This is a genomic window from Marinobacter sp. EhC06 (assembly GCF_001650915.1).
GTDB lineage: Bacteria > Pseudomonadota > Gammaproteobacteria > Pseudomonadales > Oleiphilaceae > Marinobacter.
Genome location: NZ_LXYO01000010.1, coordinates 50,266 through 69,834, shown reverse-complemented (window position 1 = coordinate 69,834; position 19,569 = coordinate 50,266). Strand labels below are relative to the sequence as shown.

General features: G+C 58.7%; 14 protein-coding genes. 10 read left to right on the top strand and 4 right to left on the bottom strand.

The genetic code is table 11. From position 1 onward, the window contains the following. The first annotated feature begins 9 nt into the window (after window positions 1-9). Genes A8B84_RS05455 through rluB form a run of 4 tightly spaced genes read left to right on the top strand, consistent with a single transcriptional unit; the run spans window position 10 to window position 3,821 of the window. Complete coding sequence (locus A8B84_RS05455) at window positions 10-1,224, top strand: tryptophan--tRNA ligase (protein WP_082905092.1); 1,215 nt, start codon at window positions 10-12, stop codon at window positions 1,222-1,224. A 59-nt stretch (window positions 1,225-1,283) separates the two neighbouring features. After that, window positions 1,284-2,117, top strand: coding sequence for a segregation and condensation protein A (locus tag A8B84_RS05450; RefSeq protein ID WP_064228103.1), 834 nt, complete (start codon window positions 1,284-1,286; stop codon window positions 2,115-2,117). Window positions 2,118-2,159: 42 nt separating this feature from the next. Next, window positions 2,160-2,798 (top strand): SMC-Scp complex subunit ScpB, encoded by a 639-nt coding sequence (scpB, locus tag A8B84_RS05445; protein WP_064228104.1) that lies wholly within the window; start codon window positions 2,160-2,162, stop codon window positions 2,796-2,798. A 39-nt stretch (window positions 2,799-2,837) separates the two neighbouring features. Then, window positions 2,838-3,821: a 23S rRNA pseudouridine(2605) synthase RluB gene (gene rluB / locus A8B84_RS05440; RefSeq protein WP_064228105.1), complete on the top strand. Its 984-nt coding sequence runs from the start codon at window positions 2,838-2,840 to the stop codon at window positions 3,819-3,821. A gap of 3 nt (window positions 3,822-3,824) precedes the next feature. On the opposite strand, the gene A8B84_RS05435 is transcribed toward rluB, so the two are convergent. Continuing rightward, the gene (locus A8B84_RS05435) at window positions 3,825-4,751 is read right to left on the bottom strand and encodes a GGDEF domain-containing protein (protein WP_064228106.1); all 927 of its coding nucleotides are present in this window, start codon (window positions 4,749-4,751) and stop codon (window positions 3,825-3,827) included. 285 nt (window positions 4,752-5,036) lie between these two features. Here A8B84_RS05435 and A8B84_RS05430 point away from each other — a divergent pair, with 285 nt between their 5' ends. The 5 genes from A8B84_RS05430 to A8B84_RS05410 all read left to right on the top strand — a co-directional run bounded on the left by A8B84_RS05430 (window position 5,037) and on the right by A8B84_RS05410 (window position 15,350). Beyond that, window positions 5,037-5,720 carry a GntR family transcriptional regulator gene (locus A8B84_RS05430; protein WP_064228107.1) on the top strand — a complete coding sequence of 228 codons (684 nt, stop codon included), beginning with the start codon at window positions 5,037-5,039 and terminating at the stop codon, window positions 5,718-5,720. A 1-nt stretch (window position 5,721) separates the two neighbouring features. Beyond that, on the top strand, window positions 5,722-9,216 hold the full coding sequence (gene smc / locus A8B84_RS05425; RefSeq protein ID WP_064228108.1) for a chromosome segregation protein SMC: 3,495 nt from the start codon (window positions 5,722-5,724) through the stop codon (window positions 9,214-9,216). Between the two features lie 122 nt (window positions 9,217-9,338). Then, window positions 9,339-10,346, top strand: coding sequence for a cell division protein ZipA (gene zipA / locus A8B84_RS05420; RefSeq protein ID WP_064228109.1), 1,008 nt, complete (start codon window positions 9,339-9,341; stop codon window positions 10,344-10,346). 73 nt (window positions 10,347-10,419) lie between these two features. Further along, window positions 10,420-12,456, top strand: a complete 2,037-nt coding sequence (ligA, locus tag A8B84_RS05415) for an NAD-dependent DNA ligase LigA (protein ID WP_064228161.1) — start codon at window positions 10,420-10,422, stop codon at window positions 12,454-12,456. 143 nt (window positions 12,457-12,599) lie between these two features. Further along, window positions 12,600-15,350, top strand: coding sequence for a hypothetical protein (locus tag A8B84_RS05410; protein WP_064228110.1), 2,751 nt, complete (start codon window positions 12,600-12,602; stop codon window positions 15,348-15,350). A gap of 13 nt (window positions 15,351-15,363) precedes the next feature. Here the strand turns inward: A8B84_RS05410 and A8B84_RS05405 are convergent, their stop codons facing one another. From A8B84_RS05405 to A8B84_RS05395, 3 genes are all read right to left on the bottom strand, one after another. Then, window positions 15,364-15,996 carry a CBS domain-containing protein gene (locus A8B84_RS05405; RefSeq protein ID WP_064228111.1) on the bottom strand — a complete coding sequence of 211 codons (633 nt, stop codon included), beginning with the start codon at window positions 15,994-15,996 and terminating at the stop codon, window positions 15,364-15,366. 73 nt (window positions 15,997-16,069) lie between these two features. Then, the gene (gene mnmC / locus A8B84_RS05400) at window positions 16,070-17,953 is read right to left on the bottom strand and encodes a bifunctional tRNA (5-methylaminomethyl-2-thiouridine)(34)-methyltransferase MnmD/FAD-dependent 5-carboxymethylaminomethyl-2-thiouridine(34) oxidoreductase MnmC (RefSeq protein WP_064228112.1); all 1,884 of its coding nucleotides are present in this window, start codon (window positions 17,951-17,953) and stop codon (window positions 16,070-16,072) included. 4 nt (window positions 17,954-17,957) lie between these two features. Then, on the bottom strand, window positions 17,958-18,578 hold the full coding sequence (locus tag A8B84_RS05395; RefSeq protein ID WP_064228113.1) for a peptidylprolyl isomerase: 621 nt from the start codon (window positions 18,576-18,578) through the stop codon (window positions 17,958-17,960). A 218-nt stretch (window positions 18,579-18,796) separates the two neighbouring features. Between A8B84_RS05395 and A8B84_RS05390 the strand changes: the two genes are divergently transcribed. Continuing rightward, window positions 18,797-19,528 (top strand): hypothetical protein, encoded by a 732-nt coding sequence (locus A8B84_RS05390; protein WP_064228114.1) that lies wholly within the window; start codon window positions 18,797-18,799, stop codon window positions 19,526-19,528. Window positions 19,529-19,569 lie beyond the last annotated feature (41 nt).

The following is a 19,569-nucleotide window of genomic DNA, read 5'->3' as shown; positions in this document are numbered from 1 at the left end:
GTTCGTGCTTTGAGTTCTGTAGATTCCCAGCAAAGGGTTTTGTCCGGCATGCGTCCGACCGGCAAGCTTCACCTTGGCCACTACCACGGTGTGCTGAAAAACTGGGTTAAACTCCAGCATGAATTCGAATGCTTTTTCTTTGTGGCGGACTGGCACGCCCTGACCACCAACTATGACGACCCCTCCGGCATTGAGCAGAGCGTCTGGGACATGGTCATTGACTGGCTGGCGGCCGGTGTGAACCCGGGTTCGTCCACCATGTTTATTCAGTCACAGGTACCCGAGCACGCAGAATTGCACCTGTTGCTGTCGATGATTACGCCTCTCGGTTGGCTGGAACGTGTGCCGACCTTCAAGGACCAGCAGGAGAAGCTGCGGGAGAAGGATCTGGCGACCTACGGATTTCTGGGTTACCCGTTGCTTCAGAGTGCAGACATTCTGGTTTACCGGGCAGGGAAGGTACCGGTCGGTGCCGATCAGGTGTCCCATGTTGAAATCACCCGGGAGATCGCCCGTCGCTTCAACCATATATACGGTCGTGAGCCCGGATTCGAGGAGCAGGCAGAAGGCGCCATCGTGAAGATGGGCAAGAAAAACGCCAAGCTGTACCGCAATCTGAAGAAGCGCTACCAGGAAGAGGGCGACATGGACGCCCTGGAAACTGCTCGTGCGCTGTTGAAAGAACAGCAGAACATCTCCCTGGGCGATCGCGAGCGTCTGTACGGCTACATCGAGGGTGGTGGCAAGGTGATTCTGCCAGAGCCGCAGCCGCTGTTGACACCGGAGTCCAAGTTGCCGGGTCTGGATGGGCAGAAAATGTCCAAGTCCTACAACAACTATATTGGACTGCGGGAGGAGCCGGACAGCGTTGCCCAGAAGGTCCGCACCATGCAGACCGATCCCCAGCGAGTCCGGCGTACGGATCCGGGTGAACCCGAGAAATGCCCGGTGTGGGGGATGCACAAGATCTATTCGGACGCGGACACCCAGGAGTGGGTACAGACCGGTTGTCGCAGTGCCGGCATTGGCTGCCTTGATTGCAAGAAGCCGTTGATTGACGCGATTGTCGAAGAGCAGCGTCCGCTCCACGAGCGCGCGCGTGAGTATGAGGGCAACCCGGACCTGGTTCATTCCATTCTCCAGGAAGGTCGCGAACACGCCCGCGATGCTGCCAGAGATACCCTTGAGGAAGTCCGGGCGGCCATGGGGCTTCATCACCGCTGAATCCGCAGGAATCGGTCCCGCGGGCACAGAGCCGCGGGACCGATCCGGAGAGAAAGGTTATGACCGAAGAATCCACCGATCAGGCGACGCCGGAAGCTCAGGACGCCGGCCCGGAGCAATCGCCCCTGGCGCTGGTGTCCGGCAAGCCGGTGGTGGATCTTCCCAAGGACCTGTACATTCCGCCGGATGCTCTGGCGGTCTTCCTTGAAGCGTTTGAAGGCCCGCTGGACCTTCTGCTGTACCTAATACGTCGCCAGAACATGAACATACTGGACATCGACGTCAGCGAGATTACCCGGCAATACATGGATTACATCGGTGCCGTCGAGGCCATGCGCTTTGAACTGGCTGCCGAATATCTGGTGATGGCGGCCACCCTGGCGGAAATCAAATCGCGGATGCTGTTACCTCGCCAGGAAAGCGACGATGAAGAAGAGGTCGATCCTCGTGCCGAACTGATTCGTCGGCTTCAGCAGTATGAACGGTTCAAGCAGGCCGCCGAGGATATCGACGAACTGCCGCGGCTGGAGCGGGATAACTTCGCAGCCTCCGCCGCCCTGCCCAGGATGCCGTCAAGTCAGCCCCATCCCGATGTGGATCTGAGGGAGATGCTGCTGGCCCTTCAGGGTGTTTTACAGCGCGCAGACCTGTTCACCAGTCACCATGTTGAGCGTGAGAAGCTGTCCACCCGTGAACGCATGTCGGCAATCCTTTCGGTGCTTCAGGATGACCATTTTGTGACCTTTGAGAGCCTGTTCACGGTCGAAGAGGGGCGGCTGGGTGTTGTTGTAACCTTCCTGGCGACGCTTGAGCTGGTCAAGGAGCAGTTGATCGAGGTGGTTCAGGCGGAAGTTCTCGGGCCGATTCATGTTCGCGCCAGGGCGGCAAGTTAGGGCCCCTGGAAGTCGGAAGCACGGAAATACGGATCAGACACCATGAACGAAGAGCACCTGCTGAGAATCCAGGCAATTGCCGAGGCCGCCCTGCTGGCGGCGGGCAAACCGCTGTCTCTTGACCAGCTGCGGGAATTGTTCAGTGAAGAGGAGCGGCCGGCGCGACAGGTCATGGAGCACGTCATGGTGCTTCTTGAAGCGGCCTGTGAAGGGCGAGGCTTCGAGCTGAAGAAGGTCGCCAGTGGCTACCGACTCCAGGTGCGTGAGGAGTATGCGCCCTGGGTGGGTCGACTGTTCGAGGAAAAGCCCCAGCGTTATTCACGGGCCTTGCTGGAGACCCTGGCACTGATTGCTTACCGACAGCCCATCACCCGGGGTGAAATCGAAGACATCCGGGGTGTTACGGTAAGCAGCAATATCATTCGTACACTGCTTGAGCGAGAGTGGGTGCGCGTCGTTGGGCATCGGGATGTGCCGGGTCGGCCGGCCATGTACGCGACCACGAAACAATTCCTGGATTACTTTAATCTCACGGGCCTGGACCAGCTACCGCCCCTGAATGAAGTCCGCGATCTTGAAGAAATCGGCCGGGAAATTGAAAAGAACATGCAGGGTGAGATCGAGTTCGAATCCACGACTGCCGAGAACGACGACGAATCTTCGAGCCAGACACTTCACTGACGCCATTCGGGTGTCAGTCAGAAACTAAGGATTGATTACATGGCGGCAGAACGCCCCAACAAACCAGCCAGACCCGCCCGTGACCCAGCCAGTCAGGGCGGCCCTGAGCGTATTCAGAAATTGCTCGCCCGGGCAGGTGTTGGTTCGCGCCGGGAAATCGAGGGCTGGATGGAAGCCGGTCGTCTCCTGGTCAATGGACAACCGGTGGCACCAGGGCAGAAGGCGTCCGTTGAGGACCGTTTCGAGCTCGATGGCAAACGACTGGAAGTGTCCGGCGCGGCTGAAGTGATGCGACGGGTGCTGATCTATAACAAGCCCGAGGGCGAGGTCACGACCCGAAAGGACCCTGAGGGCAGACCGACGGTGTTTGATCGTTTGCCACGCCTTAAAGAGCATCGATGGATTTCCATTGGCCGGCTTGATATCAACACCACTGGCCTGGTGCTTTTTACCACAGACGGAGAGTTGGCGAACCGGCTGATGCATCCTTCCAACCAGATTGACCGGGAATACGCGGTACGTATCTTTGGGGAAGTGGACGACGCCATGATTGAGCGACTGCTTCAGGGCGTTCTGCTGGAAGATGGCATGGCCAAGTTCACCGATATCTCTCCGGCCGGTGGCAGCGGTATGAATCGCTGGTTCCACGTTACCCTGCTGGAAGGGCGCAATCGGGAGGTGCGTCGCCTGTGGGAATCGCAGGGCGTTCGTGTCAGTCGGCTGAAACGCGTGCGTTACGGGCCGATCTTTCTGCCGAGCAGGCTGACCGTGGGAAAATGGGAAGAGCTGGATCAGCGGGCGGTAGATACCCTCAGTCGAACCGTTGGTCTCGAGTCGGTCGAGATTCCCCAGAAAACGCCAAACGAAAAGGCAGCCCACGATCGCCAGAGGCGAAAAAGCCCTGGCCGGTCCGGAAAGAAAACTCCTGGCAATAAATGGGCGGTCAGCGACACCAAGCCCGCCAGGCCCGCCGGGCGTGCTCCCAGGCCAGAGAGAGCCCGAAGCAAAACGTCGCGCGGTTAAGCGTTACGAAATGGTGGCAAACACCCGGGTGCAGTTACGACCCTGGTGTTTGGCACGATAGAGCGCTTCGTCAGCCCTGGCCAGCCAGGCCTGAGGGGCTTCCTGGGGCAGAAACGTAGCAACGCCACAGCTGGTTGTGACTTTCAGCTCCTTTTCTCCGCCATCCACCCGGATGGCCGCGATCGCTTTGCGAACCCGCTCCGCCACATCTTTTGCATCCTGCTCCGAGGTATGCGGAAGCAGGATGGCAAATTCCTCGCCACCAAAGCGATACACTGAATCAGATGTGCGGATGGACTTCTCGATCTCCGCCGCCGCGATCTGAAGGATATGGTCGCCTACCACGTGACCGTGTGTGTCGTTGATCGTTTTGAAATGATCCAGGTCGCAGAGCACAAGTGAATATGGTTCGCCATGTCTTTCCGACAACAGGCTGGAGCGCTGAAGCGCGTCATCCAGGGCGCGTTTGTTGGGAATGCCGGTCAGGGAATCGGTCAGAGACGCCTGCTCAATGGCGACGTACTGGCAGGCGTTACGAATCGGGCAGATGGCCGCGCCCAGAATTATCTCGATGCCCTCTAGCTCCTGTTCGGTGAACCTCTGACGGCGTTGCAGCACAAGAGTCCCGTAATTGACGCCCTCAAGGCTCAGACGATACTCGCAGCGGTGCGGGCCGCCCATGCCGGTGGCATAGACGAAATCCTGTTTACCGATCCGGTGGCGGTAGTTGAGGGAACTGAACGGGATAATGGCGACCAGTTCTTCGGCCAGGATGGCCAGCTGTTGCTCCAGCGACAGGGTAGTCGAGAGCCGTCGTGTCAGTCTTGCGAGCACATCCGGCGTATTGGTCCAGTCCTGATGTGCCTGACGCAGCGCAGCCAGTTTCTGGGGCTGGGAAGGAGACTGATGGATCGACGGTATGTTTTTCACTACGGTTCACTCTGTCGCAGAAATTTACAGTGCTTTCGGGGTCAAAAGCAGAAACCGTGCCTACTTAAAAAATAACAATAAAAACAGATGCTAATGAACTATTTTTCACTCAATTTATGATTTTTCCGCGGTAGTTCAGGAATTGCTGTCAAAAAACCGGCAGTGATTTGCCGTGATGCGTTCCTGACCGCTCAAAATGTCAGACAAGGGGTGGGGCTATAGATTCCCTGTGGTAAACTTCTGCGCTTGAAATCGTGCCGTCTTCAGGAATGAGTGACCAACTTTATGAGGTTTCAGGCCCCGGAAAGTCTGTCTGAACAAATTGCCCAGCATCTGGGGCAAAGAATCATCACGCGAGATCTCAAACCCGGCGAACGCATTCAGGAACTGAAAGTGTCGGGTGAACTGAATGTCAGCCGTGGCTCTGTGCGGGAAGCGCTACTTATTCTGGAGCGCCGCCATCTGATCGAAATTTTCCCGAGGCGGGGCGCGGTTGTCTCCAGCCTGACGCCCGAGAGCGTCAACAGCCTCTACGATATCTACATCGATCTTCTCTGCATGCTCGGACGAAAGGTACTTGAACGTTGGTCCGGCAAAGAGCTTGGTGGTGTCATGGGTCAGGTCCGTGAACTGCAGGCGGTCATTGACGCCCTCAACGCGACCAGCGCTGACGCTGCCGAGCAGGTCATCGACGCCGGATTCGGGGTAATGCGCTACGCCTATGGGCTGGTTGAGAACCCCTTTCTTGAGGAAACTCTCGAGAACTTCCGGCCGGCCATCAGCCGAACCTATTTTGTGGCGTTGGAGCACTTCCGGGAAGAAATCGGGGAAACCGCGACCTTCTTCCGGCAGTTGGCCGAGGCTGCCGTTGATGACGACGCCGAACGATTGCAAGCGGTCATACAGGCCTTTGGTGAACACCAGCGGCAGCAGGTGTTGACGATTCTCCGGCAGGAGGCGAGCGCCTGATATGCGTCTGAAGTCCATCAAACTGGCTGGCTTCAAATCCTTCGTTGATCCAACCACTGTGCCGTTCCCATCGAACATGACTGCCGTGGTCGGGCCAAATGGGTGTGGCAAGTCCAACATCATCGACGCGGTGCGCTGGGTGATGGGGGAAAGCTCCGCCAAGTACCTGCGCGGCGAGTCCATGACAGACGTTATCTTCAACGGCTCCAGCGCAAGAAAGCCGGTAGGTCAGGCCTCCATAGAACTGGTGTTCGATAACAGCGATGGCTCGGCCCCGGGTGAATTTGCGAAATTCAACGAAATCTCTGTTCGCCGCCGGGTTTCTCGCGAAGGGCAATCCGAATACTTCCTGAACGGCTCCAAGTGCCGGCGTCGGGACATTACCGATCTGTTCCTGGGGACTGGCCTTGGCCCGCGGAGCTACGCCATTATCGAGCAGGGCATGATCTCCCGCCTGATCGAGGCAAAACCGGAAGAGCTCCGGATCTACATTGAGGAAGCGGCCGGCATCTCAAAATACAAGGAACGTCGCCGGGAAACGGAGAATCGCATCCGTCGGACCCAGGAAAATCTGGAACGGCTGACCGACCTCAGGGAGGAGCTGGGCCGACAACTGCAGCACCTGGAGCGCCAGGCGGCAGCGGCGGAAAAGTACAAGGCTTACAAGCAGGAAGAGCGCCAGAAGAAAGCCGAACTGACGGTACTGCGCTGGCAATCCCTCGACAATGACCTGCAGGCCTGGCGGGGCAAGATCCGGGACACCGAGCTTGAGCTCGAAAAATACCTGACCGAACGCGTCAGCCTTGAGACCTCTCTCGAATCCCTCCGGGACAATCATCAGGAACGGACCGAACATTTCAACCGGGCCCAGGCACGCTATTACGAGGCCGGCGCGGATATCGCCCGTATCGAACAGAGTCTTGAGCACCAGCGCGAACGGAGCCGGCAGATGGCCGCGGAACTGGATCAGGCCATGGCCAACCAGCGCGAACTGGCCAGGGAACTGGAGCAAGACGAGGACAAGCTGGCGGGTATCCAGGAAGAGCTGGACATGATGGAGCCCGAACAGGAAGCGTTGGCGATACGCTCTGAAGAGTCGGGCGAGAAACTGCAGCAGGCCGAAGACGCCATGAGCGACTGGCAGCACCAATGGGAAGATTTCAGCGCCCGCTCGTCGGATGCCCGGCGCCAGGCCGAGTTGGCCCAGTCCAGGATTCGCTCGCTCGAAGACGCCATTGAGCAACTGCTCACTCGGCAACGCAAACTGCAGGATGAGCAGGAATTGCTGGAAGGCCAGATGGATCGGGCGGAACTTGAGGAGCTGCTGGAACAGCAAGAAACACTGGAGCTTAAACGGGAAGAAGCGGCTGAGCGCATTGCGGCGATCCAGGATGAGCTCTACGACGCCCGGCAGCATCAGCGTGACGCCGAGCAGGCCGTCTCGGAGGAGCGGCAACGGGTCCAGAGCCTTCGCGCCTCTCTGGAGTCCCAGCAGTCCCTTCTGGATGAGCAGATGGGGGCCGGGGATGATGTTCTGCAATCCTGGCTGTCACAGAACGCCCTCAGCGATATGCCCCGGGTGGCCAGCCAGCTCGATATTGCCGATGGCTGGGAGTTTGCGGTTGAACAGGTTATCGGGCGTTTTACCCAGGGCCTCTGTCTCCCCGACATCGACCAGCTCTCCTCGGCGATGAGAGAAGCGCCAAGGGGCCTGGCACTTGTTGAAGCCGGGGCGTCTGATAATGCTGGAACAACAGGCCTGGCGGCCAAGGTTTCCGGTGTGCCAGGAATTGCCTCGTTGCTTCATGGCATTGACGCGGTGGAAACCGTTTCCGATGCCATGGGTATGCGAGCCGGGCTCCAGAAAGGGCAGAGCCTGATGACCCCGGAAGGCGTCTGGGTTTCCCGGGATTGGGTATTGATGCCGGACTCGGACGCAGGCCAGGTCGGGGTGATTGAACGACAAAAGAAAGTTACCGAATTGGCTTCGCAACTGACAGAGGCTGAGGAAGCACTGGAGGCGGCCAGCGAGAAACTGGACGCATTGCACGAGCGCGCAGAGCGCTCCGAATCTGCCCGGGATGAGGCCCAGGCCCGTTTGAGCGAGGCAGACCGCGAGCTGAGCTCGCTGTCGTCGAGAGTCAGCGGCCTGCGAGCCCGAGCCGAGCAGATTGACGCCCGTCTGCAGAGAATCCGGGACGATATCGAGGATGTCTCTGAAAACCTGGTGGGCCAGAAAGAGAGCCTGCAGGAGGCCCGGGAAGAATGGCAACTGGCGCTGGCGTCCAGTGAAGACAGCGATGAAGAAAAAGAACGGCTTCTCGAGCAGCGGGACAGCCTGCGCGAGAACCTCGACCGTCTGCGCCAGGAGGCCCGGCATGACCGTGACCACGCGCATCAGTTGCAGCTGCAGCTCCAGACTCTGCATAGTCAGCGGGACGGTCTGAGGCAGACGATTGACCGGATGCAGTTGCAGAAAGAGCGTATCGATGAGCGACTGGAGATTCTGAGGGAATCCCGGGAAAGCGCCGAGGAACCTATTGAAGATCTGCAGATGCAGCTTGAAGGCCTGCTGGATCGCCGATTGGCGGAAGAGGAGAAGCTGGGCGCGGCGCGCGACGCCCTGGAAGAGATCGACCGTGAGGTCCGGGAGAAAGAGCAGGGCCGAAGCGGCACCGATCACCGCATCCAGGAAGTCCGGTCCCAGCTCGAAAAACTTAAAATGGAATCCCAGGCCCTGGAGATCCGCTCCGGCAACCACATCGAGCAGCTCAAGGAGCTGGACGTTAAGCTGCAGGACATTCTTTCCCAGCTGCCTGAAGGTGCGAATGAGAAAGATTGGGCTGACGAGCTGGAGCGCATCGGCAACCGGATACAACGGCTGGGCGCCATCAACCTCGCGGCTATCGAGGAGTACCAGGTACAGAGCGAGCGCAAGACCTACCTGGATTCCCAGCACGAAGATCTGATGGAAGCCCTGGAAACACTCGACAATGCGATCCGGAAGATCGACCGGGAGACCCGTCAACGCTTCAAGGAAACCTTCGATCAGGTGAACGGTGGCCTCCAGGCGCTCTTCCCGAAGGTGTTTGGAGGTGGTAATGCCTATCTGGAGCTTACCGGCGAGGATCTTCTGGAAACCGGCGTTGCGATCATGGCCCGGCCTCCTGGCAAGAAGAACAGCACCATCCATCTGTTGTCAGGTGGTGAAAAGGCCCTCACGGCGATTGCTTTGGTGTTCTCGATTTTTCAGCTGAACCCGGCACCCTTCTGTATGCTGGATGAGGTGGATGCACCGTTGGATGATGCCAACGTGGGTCGCTATGCCAATATGGTCAAGGAGATGTCGAAGCAGGTTCAGTTCATCTACATTACCCACAACAAGATTGCGATGGAGATGGCGGATCAGTTGATGGGGGTCACCATGCATGAACCGGGATGTTCGCGGCTGGTGTCGGTAGACGTGGACGAAGCCGCAGCCCTCGCGGAGGCTTGAGGCTGTTCAGAATTCGGGCAACCATGACAAAAACGCCATCTGGCCCGGGTGTGCGTTGTATTCATTACGGGCTTTTCTTAGAGTAGCAACGTTACGGGATCTGCAAACAGGACAGCAGCACTATGTCACTTAGGGAATGGTTAATTGCCATCGGTACCCTGGTTATAATCGGCATTGTCATTGATGGCGTGCGCCGGATGCGGCGCGCCCGTAAGGAATCCATGGCGATTTCATCCGGTATGGGCGCCGACGAGCTGGAGGATTCGCCACTCGACGACGAGTACAACCCCGAGTTGCCCAATGGCGGAGCACGAACCATTTCCCGCGATACCCTCGAAGAACGGGGCTATGTGAAGCGGGAAAAGCCCAGCCGATTCGCGTCCCCAAAGCCCAAGCCGACCCGTCCTGTCACCGCCACTGCCAAATCGGAGCAGCCCGAATCGTCAGAACCGGATCCACAACCGGAAACCGAACCCGTGGCTGAGCGCTACGAAGAGTCAGTGGAGTCGGAGCCCGATTTCGGACTTTCCAGTCAGGAGCCTGAGGAAACCGAGCTCGAATCCGGCTGGGGCGCCATTGAAGACGAGGCGGAAGCCGTCCCGCCAACGGTCACGACCGAAGTGGAAGAGGACACTGCCCGGCGTGAGCCCTCCCGACCGTCGGCCGGTCAACCTCTGGCGGGCGCGAATCGCCCTGAGGCCAGGGAAGTGATCGTCATCAACGTGTTGGCGAAGAGCGACGAGGACTTCAAGGGGCCGGCGTTGAAGAAGCTGTTCGAAGCGTGCGGTCTGGAGCACGGAGACATGGACATATACCACCGCCATGAAGAATCCGATACCACCAGCCCTGTGCAGTTCAGTGTTGCCAACGCCGTGGAACCCGGCACATTCAAACCCGGGGATATGCCGGCCCTCACCACGCCCGGGATCAGCTTTTTCATGAGTATGCCGGGGCCCACCAATGCGCTGCAGGCATTCGACTTCATGCTCGAAACCGCCCAGGCAGTGGTACGTAACCTTGGCGGGGAACTGAAAGACGAGCGCCGAAGCGTGATGACCCCGCAAACGATCGAGCACTGCCGCCAGAGAATCCGCGAGTTTGAGCGTAAGCAGCGTTCCCAGAAAGTGTGAAACCAGGCGGTAACAGATGGCCCGATGCCCGGTTCGATCCGGGCATTTTTTTGAGAAACGAGAGTGCCAGTCCATGAGCAAAGCCACGCCCGATATTACCCAGCGTGTAGAAGAACTCCGTTCGGTTATTGATGATCACAACTACCGGTACTACGTGCTGGACGATCCCCGTATTCCCGATGCGGAATATGACAGGTTGTTCCGTGAGCTGCAGACCCTGGAAGCCGATTATCCGGAGCTGGCCTCAGATACGTCGCCCACCCGGCGGGTTGGCAGTGCCGCGGAAACCAGTTTCGAGGAGGTGGTTCACCGGCTGCCTATGTTGTCGCTGGACAACGCCTTCAATGAGGACGAACTGCGGGAATTCGATCGGAGGGTGAGGGACCGGCTGGGCATCAGCGAGGACGTGGAGTACGTGTGCGAACCCAAGCTCGATGGGCTGGCGGTCAGTCTGCACTACGAGAATGGCGCCCTCACCACTGCCGCAACCCGGGGTGATGGCTACTCCGGAGAGGACATCACCGCCAATATCCGAACGATCCCTTCGGTGCCATTGAAGCTGCGGGGCGAAGATGTGCCGGACCTTGTAGAGATCCGTGGCGAAGTTTACATGCCCAAGGACGGTTTCGAGCAACTGAACCGTCGACTAGCCGAGCGAGGAGAGAAAACCTTCGTAAACCCCCGGAACGCGGCGGCTGGCAGTCTCAGGCAGAAAAAGTCCACGGTAACGGCGAAGCGTCCGCTGGAAATGTGCGCCTACAGTGTTGCCGTGACGGACGAGAGCCTGTTGCCCGATACCCAGTGGGATGGCCTTCAGCGCGTTCAGAGTTGGGGTTTCCGGATCAATCCCGAGATGCGCAAGGCGAAAGGCGTGGAGGAGTGCCTTGAGGCCTACAGCGAGCTAATGGCCAAGCGGGACACGCTGCCATATGAAATTGACGGCATAGTGTTCAAGGTGAACCGCCTTGACCAGCAAAATGCCCTGGGTTTTGTCTCCAGGGCGCCGCGCTGGGCGATTGCCCACAAGTTCCCGGCGCAGGAAGAGCTCACCGTTATTGAGGATGTGGAGTTCCAGGTGGGTCGAACGGGTGCCGTTACCCCGGTGGCCCGTCTCAAGCCTGTGTTTGTCGGTGGCGTGACCGTCAGCAATGCTACTCTCCACAACATGGACGAAATCCGCCGGCTCGATGTTCGCATCGGCGATACCGTGTTTATCCGTCGCGCCGGTGATGTGATACCTCAGGTGGTCAAGGTGGTTCCCGAAAAGCGTCCGTCGGGCGCCAGGGAAGTGGAATTGCCCGACCATTGCCCGGTCTGCGATTCCGACGTTATCCAGATTGAAGGGGAAGCGGTAGCCCGATGCTCTGGCGGCCTGTTCTGTCCGGCCCAGCGCAAAGAAGCCATCCGTCACTACGCTTCCCGGAAAGCCCTGGACATTGAAGGGCTGGGTGACAAATGGATCGACATCATGGTTGATCAGGGCATGGTAAAAACCGTGGCCGACCTTTATCACCTGACCACCGATGATCTGGTCAAACTTGAGCGGATGGGGGAGAAGTCGGCCGCCAACCTGGTCGCTGCCATCGATAAAGCCAGAAAACCCGTTCTATGGCGTTTTCTATACGCGCTTGGGATTCGCGAGGTGGGGGAGGCCACCGCCAAGGGCCTGGCTTCGCACTTCGGGACTCTCGAGGCCATTGCCGCCGCCGATGAAGAAAGCCTGCAGTCAGTTCCCGATGTCGGGCCGATTGTCGCTGGTCATATTCGCAGCTTCTTCGAACAGACCCATAACCGGGAAACCCTGGATGCCCTGCGGGACGCCGGCGTGGAGTGGCAGGAAGAGCAGATCCAGAAAGGGGACAAGCCCCTGAAAGGCCAGACCTGGGTGCTGACGGGCACGCTCTCCGGAATGACTCGTGACGAAGCCAAAGAAAAGCTGGAGTCTCTGGGAGCCAAGGTGGCCGGAAGCGTCTCCAAAAAGACCGCCTGCGTGGTAGCGGGCGAGGCCGCGGGTTCCAAGCTGGCGAAGGCCGAACAGTTGGAGGTCCCTGTCCTGGATGAGGCGGGCCTGGTTGCTCTGCTGCATGAGCATGGCGTGGATGCGGGCTAACCGAATCTGAGAACTCGCGCAGATCCCCTGCGTAACAAATTGGCTACCATGGCGTTGTTCTGTAACGGTGTGTAAACCGCCCGGTGTTTCTGCTTCACCCGGCGGTCGCTACCACAATAACAACGATTGAAACGGATTTTTCCATGGGCGCCGATTTTTACTCCCGCATTCATCCCGTTCGCCAACTTGTCTTTCTGGCCCTGCTTTCGCTCGGGCTCTCTGGCTGCAAGACGGAAAAAGATCCCGATCAGCCCACCATTCTCGGCGTGCCCCCGGTGTTTGCCTATCTCGGCGTTGAGTACTCCTACAACTTCGGGGCTTACGGTGGCGAGGACATCCTTGACTATTCCCTGACCAACGCGCCGTCCTGGCTGGCGCTCGAAGACACCAGTAACAAAGCCCGGCAGGGCATCATAATGCGTGGCGTTCCTGGGCTTACAGGCGGTAGCAGGGGAGAGGCAGACCTGGGCAAAACCGAAGATATCAACCTGGTAACAACCGATGGCCGCATGGCGGGCGCCCAACCGTTTGATATCGATGTCAAATACAACGTGATGTCCCTGGATGCCGAGCCGTTCACGGAGGGCGAAAGCCCGGAGATTCCGGCAAGCAATCGCGAACAATGCGCCTTGCCGGATCTGGAGACCGGCGGTGAGCACAGTTTTACCATTAATCTCTACAACGACGACGGCTCGGTCTCCGGCACCAAAGATCTGACACTTCCGACGCGCCGCGTTTTCGTCAAGGTAATCCTCGATCAACCGTCGGTTACCCGGGTTGCGGTCGCCTTTGAGCTGCTGTCCGATTATGACGCCTCCAGCTGCGACGTCGGATTCTCGCCTCCACACCAGAATTGCGATTACAGTGCCTCCAACGCTGGTGATGCCATTCTGGGCAAGGACATCGTTGGATTGGGCAGTAACAGTCCGGTGCCGCTGGACGAAACCGGTGAGAATGAACTCGACTACATCGACTATGAGCTCGATGACCAGGGCTTCTATACCCGGGGTGTCATCACCCTTGAGCCCGGTATTACCGAGTGTTATCTGCCGCTGGAAGTGGTCGAGGACAGTTTTGCTGAGCCGGTTGAATCCCTCAGGCTGGCTCTCACCGAAGTGCGCTCCGGTCTGGCGGGCCTCGGAAGCGGTAACGGTGGCGTCGTCACCAATCTTTCGATTCAGGATAACGAGCCTGTCCTGTCCCTCGAAACGGTAAAAGGTGGGGGCAGGGATACCCTGAACGTGGGTGATGTGCGCGAGTATGTTGCCACGCTTTCCGGCGATAGAGACCGGGATATTTTTGCCAAACTCAGCCATACCGAAGACTCTACGGCGAGGCTTGATTCCGAGTTCGTTATCGAGCGGTTGGAAGGCGGTAACTGGGTTGAGAACGACGAGCTGGTTTTCCCTGAGGGAACCGACGAAGTGCCATTCCGGATCCGGGTGCCCGCGGGCAGCTACGCCAATCCGGCCTTCAGTGACCGATTCATATTGCTTGGTATCAATGAGAGCTTTCAGGCTGGCCGCGAGGACTACGCCCGGGCTGCATCTGACAACCTGCTCCGGATCAGCCTCAACGAGCTGACAACGCCCCTCGCGCTGAGCGGCGGTAATGGCTTTGTTGCCACGGATATTACCATGGGGCACGACGGCAGGCTGTTTGTCGCAGGCTTCGACACTGAGGATAACAATAGGGTACTGGTGCGGATTTTCGACCAGCGCGGTGCCCAGTTACAGCAGGTGGCCATTTCCTCTGCCGGTGACAGCCTGATTTCGCCAGATCCGGTCATTAACGTGGTACAGCGTAAGGTGACCGAGGGTGGCACCAGAGTAGACCGATTCGAATTTGTCGTCGCGTACAGCACCGATCAACCGGTCGCGGGCACCACCGCACTCGGTGGCAAGGATGTTGTAACCTCCCTGTACTGGTTTGATTCCGCCTCCAACGGTGGCGAATACGTTCCAACCTGGACGACCCGGACCGGGACGGATGCCGACGATCAGGTGCGCTGGGCCGGAATCAACCGGGACACCGGCTATGTGGTGTTGGCAGGGGAAACCGATGGTGTTTTTGATCAGCAGCAGGCAGCGGGCGGCACGGACAGCTTTTTGCAGCGTATTGATACGGAGCTGGACGGCAATACCCAGCAGCTTGCGGTGGCCTGGACCCGCCAGGTGGGGTCGGCTGCCGATGACAGCGTCGCCGGCGGCAGTATCGAGTCTATCAGCCCGGGGTTATTTGGTTCCGCGGCGGGCTCTGTTGAAGGCGTTCCGGTAATAGGAGGCATTGATGCTTTCTTCTACACCGCGTCCAGTGCAACCAGCGAACTCAGTGTCAAACAGGTGGGCACTGCCGGGGATGAACCGGTATCCAATGGACTGTTCCAGGGCAGCACGCTCTGGCTGATAGGCGCCAGTGACGGGGCGTACTCTGTGCTGGAGCAGGAAGAAGAGGACCCTGAATTGGAGCGGGAGCCGCTTTCCAGTACGGCAGGGTTCCTTCTGGGTTACTCCTCCTCAGGCCTCGTGAGTCGTGCCTTTTCCCTGAATGATGAGAACGACCAGGCTACTGAAACACTTCAGGGCCTGACCGGTTTCGATGGTGACTTGGTTGTTGCAGGGTCCACGGACGGAGATTTTGCCAGTGAAGGCGTTGTGTCGGGTATGGAGCAGGGCATCGTTGCCCGGGTATCGCTGGTTCCGGAAGCGGAGACTGAGGGTGAAGACACCGGGTTCAGAAACGACTGGCGCTATCAGCTTGCCGTGGACAACTCGGAAATCCTCGCTCTGACGAATTACCGGGAGGACGAGATCGTCGCGCTCAGCAGAACCGGCAGTGACTGGTACGTGCTCCTGTTCAGCCCCGAGGGTCAGCTGTTGACGCCACTGAACTAGCTGGCCGGGGGCGCTAAACTGTCCCCTCGTGTCGCCCAGAGCTGGCGTATAGCTTGAGGTAGTCTGTACTGGTTACGATGCCCGCGGCTGCGCCACTGGCGTCTACCACGAGTGCGGCGTTGAGCTGATGGGCCAGCATCAGCCTGGCGAGTTGGTGGGCATCGGTTTCGGGAGAGGCCGTCAGAAAGGCGGGAAGCTCAATGTGAACCAGGCTCTGGGTCATGGCATTGGCGTCGTGTTCGTGCAGCCAACCAAGGAGCCAGCGCAGATCAACAAGGCCAGCCACGTTGTTTTCCGCCATGATCACCAGGTGATGAACCTGATGCTCATCCATCACTGACAGCGCTTCGGAAATGGTTGCTGAAGCCTGCACCGAGTAAAGTGCCGGTGATGAAATACGGGATACGGGCAGGTAAGCGCGGTCTTCGCGACGCTCGCCGGCTGCCGCTGCCCCATATTCCTCCAAAGCCTTGTACCGACCAGCATTAGCCGCCTGCTGAAACTCTGCGTCTGTTGCTTCGCTCCTGCCGGGATTGATCGCCTTGGTTTCTGCCAGCTCCGTGACATCGCCCACGGGCCTTGCCCGGAATGTCTCCGGTAGCCGGGTGCCGACCGGTCGGCCGGGTTCGCTGACATAAATGGACATGGGCTCTCTCCGTGACTATGCCACTCTTTCCACGGTTAACGGCAGTCTGACCGGAAACTTCAGAGGTAGTTTATTACGAAACCGCCATATCAGTCTGGTACAGACGCCGTGTTTCCAGCCGTCTGATAAGGTTCGCCGGGAGGCAGGCAGGCTGCCCGGTCAGTTGGTCCGCCAGATACTCGGCCAGCAGCGGAGCGTAGGTCAGGCCTTTGCTGCCGAGGCCGGTGAAGAGAAAGAGACCATCCAGAGAAGCGCTTTCGCCATCGAATACCGGGCCGGCGACGGGCTGGTAATCGTGTGTGGTGCATCGAAAGGCGACCCGGCCGTCCAGATCCGCGCCACCGGGTTTTTCGCTTGTGGAAGAAAACAGGGACGGCAGCATTGAGCCGAGTTCCTGCAAGTTTTCGTTATGGCTTTCGATCGTCGGCAACGGGTTGTTGTCGCGAAGATCAAAGGTGGCTCCAGTCACGGCGATCTCACCGAGCGTCGGATTCAGGTACCGGTTACCACAGATAACGGCCTTGGGGCTGATAATGGCTGGTGCCGGAAGGTGCGAAACCTGGCCCCGTATTGCTTTCAGGCGAAAGCGTCCCTTTGTCGGAATGAGTTCCGGGCTGAGATGACCCGAGCATATGGCCACGCGGTCGGCCACGATGGGCGATCCCTCTTCCGTGGATATGTGCCACTGCCCGCTGCAGGGCCGGAGCCCGCTAACGTTGGCACCGAATGCGGTCGATATCAGGGGGTGGTCAGCCAGTGCTTTGCAGAGGTTTCCCGGCTCCAGCCAGCCACTGCCGGGAAACCAGAGACCGCCTGTTTGCGTCGGAACGCCGGCAAGTTCGCTGGCCTGAGCCCGGTTCACCGGCCATAGAATATCCCCGGGGTATTCGTTGCGATCGAGAAATTTCGCCTGTCGGGCCTCTTCCTGGGGGTTGTGGGCCAATTGCAGCAGCCCAGTCGGATGCCAGTACTGGTTGCGCCAGTTGTTGTAAAAGCGCTGGGCAAAGGTCAGGGCCGTGAGGGCCAGTTCGGTCTGGTCGTTGAACTCAACTCCCAGTTTTACGTAAAGTGCGCCCTGGGCGTTTCCGGACGCGCCATTTCCCGGCCCATGGGAATCAACGAGTGTGACGGGCAAACCCCGCTCTGCAAGGTTTCGTGCCAGCGTACAGCCTGCAATGCCCGCTCCAATGATGGCGATGGTCCCGTGTTGTTCGGGTTCAGCCCGGGCCGACGCCTTAAGCACTCCCTTCAGCATTTCCCGCTTGCGGCCGTATCCGGAGGTTTTCTCCATGTGGAATCCGGCTTCGAGGAAAGCCCGACGGATCCGACCGACGGAAGTGAAGGTAGCCAGCGTTGTGCCCGGCTTGCTATGCGCGCGAACCAGGCGGATGGTGTTCTCCAGCCACATGTCCGGATTGCGGGCCGGAGCAAAGCCGTCCAGAAACCAGGCGTCGGCTTTAAAATCCAGGGCTTCCCAGGCGTCATTGATGTCGCCGAAAAACAACGTCAGTCGAACCCGCCCTCCGTCGAGAACCAGTCGGTGAACCCCTCGCACCAGAGGTGGGTAATGCAGAAGCAGTTCGTCAGCGAGCACCTTTAACTCGGGCCACAAGGCGAGGGAGCGGGTCAGGTCTTCCCGAGTGAGTGGGAAACGTTCCACCGAGACAAAATGCAGGGTAGCAGCATGGGTTGGCGCATGGTGGCGCCAGGCCTGCCAGGCTGCCAGAAAGTTCAGGCCGGTTCCGAAACCGCTTTCGGCAATAGCAAAGCTCCCGCCCCGGGGAATCTGCGAGAAGCGCTCCGGCAACTGGTTATGCTGCAGAAAAACGTGGCGGGTTTCCTCCAGGCCGTTGTCCCGGCTGAAGTAAACATCGCCAAACCGCTTTGATTCCGGGATCCCGTCGTGCCAGACCAGTTCAGCTGGCTCGATCGCAGGGGGCTGCAATGGCCGGTTCACGGTGTCAGCCTTCGGATTCAACCACGGTGACGGTTTCGATGGTCACAGGTTCCACCGGCACATCGGCCATGCCCTGTTTCCGGGTGGTCTGTTTGCGGGCGATGGCATCGACAACACCCATGCCCTGGGTGACCTTGCCAAAAACCGCATAGCCCGGGCCGCGGACGCCGGCATTCAGAAACCCGTTGTCCGTAAGATTGATAAAGAACTGTGACGTTGCAGAATCGGGCGCACTGGTTCGCGCCATGGCAATGGTTCCACGAAGGTTCGGCAGTGTTTTTGCCGCTTCATTGCGGATGGGCGCCCGGGTCGATTTCCGTGAGAGGTCCTCGGTGAAGCCACCGCCCTGGATCATGAATCCGGGAATGACACGGTGGAAGATGGTGCCGTCGAAAAAACCGTCCCGGGCATATTGCAGGAAATTGGCAACCGTGTCCGGGGCGACATCCGGTCGTAGCTGAAGTTCAATGGCGCCCTCGCTGGTCACCATGCGAACCATTGGCAGGGGTTCGCTGGCGGACTGGTCGTTGCTCTGGGCCATTGCCCTGGAGGCCGGCATCAGCAAGGTGAGGGCCATAAGCAGTACGGGAGTCACAGTTTTCAGGGGTTTTACCTTGTTTATCATTTGCAACCGCTCTCTGTGTTATTCGCAGGTGTTTTTCCTGCGACAATTCAGCGAATTCTGTTACCAGGTGCCAGATCTTACCAGAAGGTGATGGTAAAACGGTGACTGTATCCACGCACATTGTGTCGTGATCGTCTAACCTTCCGGGTGTCGGAAGTCATGGATAACATTGGCCGGGCCGGGTTGTACGGTTTTCACTGTTCAAAAGGAGACACTGGGTGAGAATCCGTCAGGGATTTGAAGAGAAATCACGCCTCGGGCGACTGCTTATCAATCGTGGCTATCTGTCTGAAGGGCAGGTGGATGAGGGGCTGAGGCTTCAGCGTGAAACCGGGCAGCGCCTTGGTGAAGTGTTCATCCAGGCTGGCTGGATCAGCGAAAAGGAACTCTACCGGGTCCTCAAGCACCAATCCCGTTATCGCAATGCAGCAGCCCTGGTCACGATGGTGACGCTGCCATTTCAGCCCCTGGTTACCTTCGCGGCGAGCAATTCGGCGGAAGCGTCACAATCGGCGCTTGAAGCAGGAGAGCTTTATGAGAGGGGAAATCTGGCCCCACTGAGTGAAAGTGAACTGGCGACAATTTCCGGCCAGGGGGATCCGACGCTGCTGGAGCGTATCGGCGTTGTCAGCAGTATGGCGGAGAATCCGACTGGCGACGGATCGGCGGATGTAATTGAGGGCCTGAAGCTTACCGCCAACATCTTCGTACCGGTTCTGAACTTTCTTGATTCAGACCTGAGCATTTCTGGCGTGCACTACCGCGAGGGGGAGCCCAGGTACCGGGTCAGGGAAGATGGGGCTTTGATGCTGGCGTTTCCGGAGCGTATCGAGGAAATCCGGATGGACAATATCCGGGTCAGCGGCAGCCAGGGAGCTTCAATGGGTAACGTGAGTATCCATGACATCCGTTTCCATCCGGACTCCCAGATGACCATCTATACCCGATGACTATACCTGATAATTCTGCCTGCATGGCTCGCCAGGGCCAT

Excerpts from the sequence above, each read along its gene's own strand:
- A8B84_RS05430 (WP_064228107.1), top strand. The coding sequence starts at position 5,037 with ATGAGGTTTCAGGCCCCGGAAAGTCTGTCTGAACAAATTGCCCAGCAT.
- scpB (WP_064228104.1), top strand. The coding sequence starts at position 2,160 with ATGAACGAAGAGCACCTGCTGAGAATCCAGGCAATTGCCGAGGCCGCC.
- ligA (WP_064228161.1), top strand. The coding sequence starts at position 10,420 with ATGAGCAAAGCCACGCCCGATATTACCCAGCGTGTAGAAGAACTCCGT.
- A8B84_RS05405 (WP_064228111.1), bottom strand. The coding sequence starts at position 15,996 with ATGTCCATTTATGTCAGCGAACCCGGCCGACCGGTCGGCACCCGGCTA.
- smc (WP_064228108.1), top strand. The coding sequence starts at position 5,722 with ATGCGTCTGAAGTCCATCAAACTGGCTGGCTTCAAATCCTTCGTTGAT.
- zipA (WP_064228109.1), top strand. The coding sequence starts at position 9,339 with ATGTCACTTAGGGAATGGTTAATTGCCATCGGTACCCTGGTTATAATC.
- rluB (WP_064228105.1), top strand. The coding sequence starts at position 2,838 with ATGGCGGCAGAACGCCCCAACAAACCAGCCAGACCCGCCCGTGACCCA.
- A8B84_RS05450 (WP_064228103.1), top strand. The coding sequence starts at position 1,284 with ATGACCGAAGAATCCACCGATCAGGCGACGCCGGAAGCTCAGGACGCC.
- A8B84_RS05410 (WP_064228110.1), top strand. The coding sequence starts at position 12,600 with ATGGGCGCCGATTTTTACTCCCGCATTCATCCCGTTCGCCAACTTGTC.
- A8B84_RS05395 (WP_064228113.1), bottom strand. The coding sequence starts at position 18,578 with ATGATAAACAAGGTAAAACCCCTGAAAACTGTGACTCCCGTACTGCTT.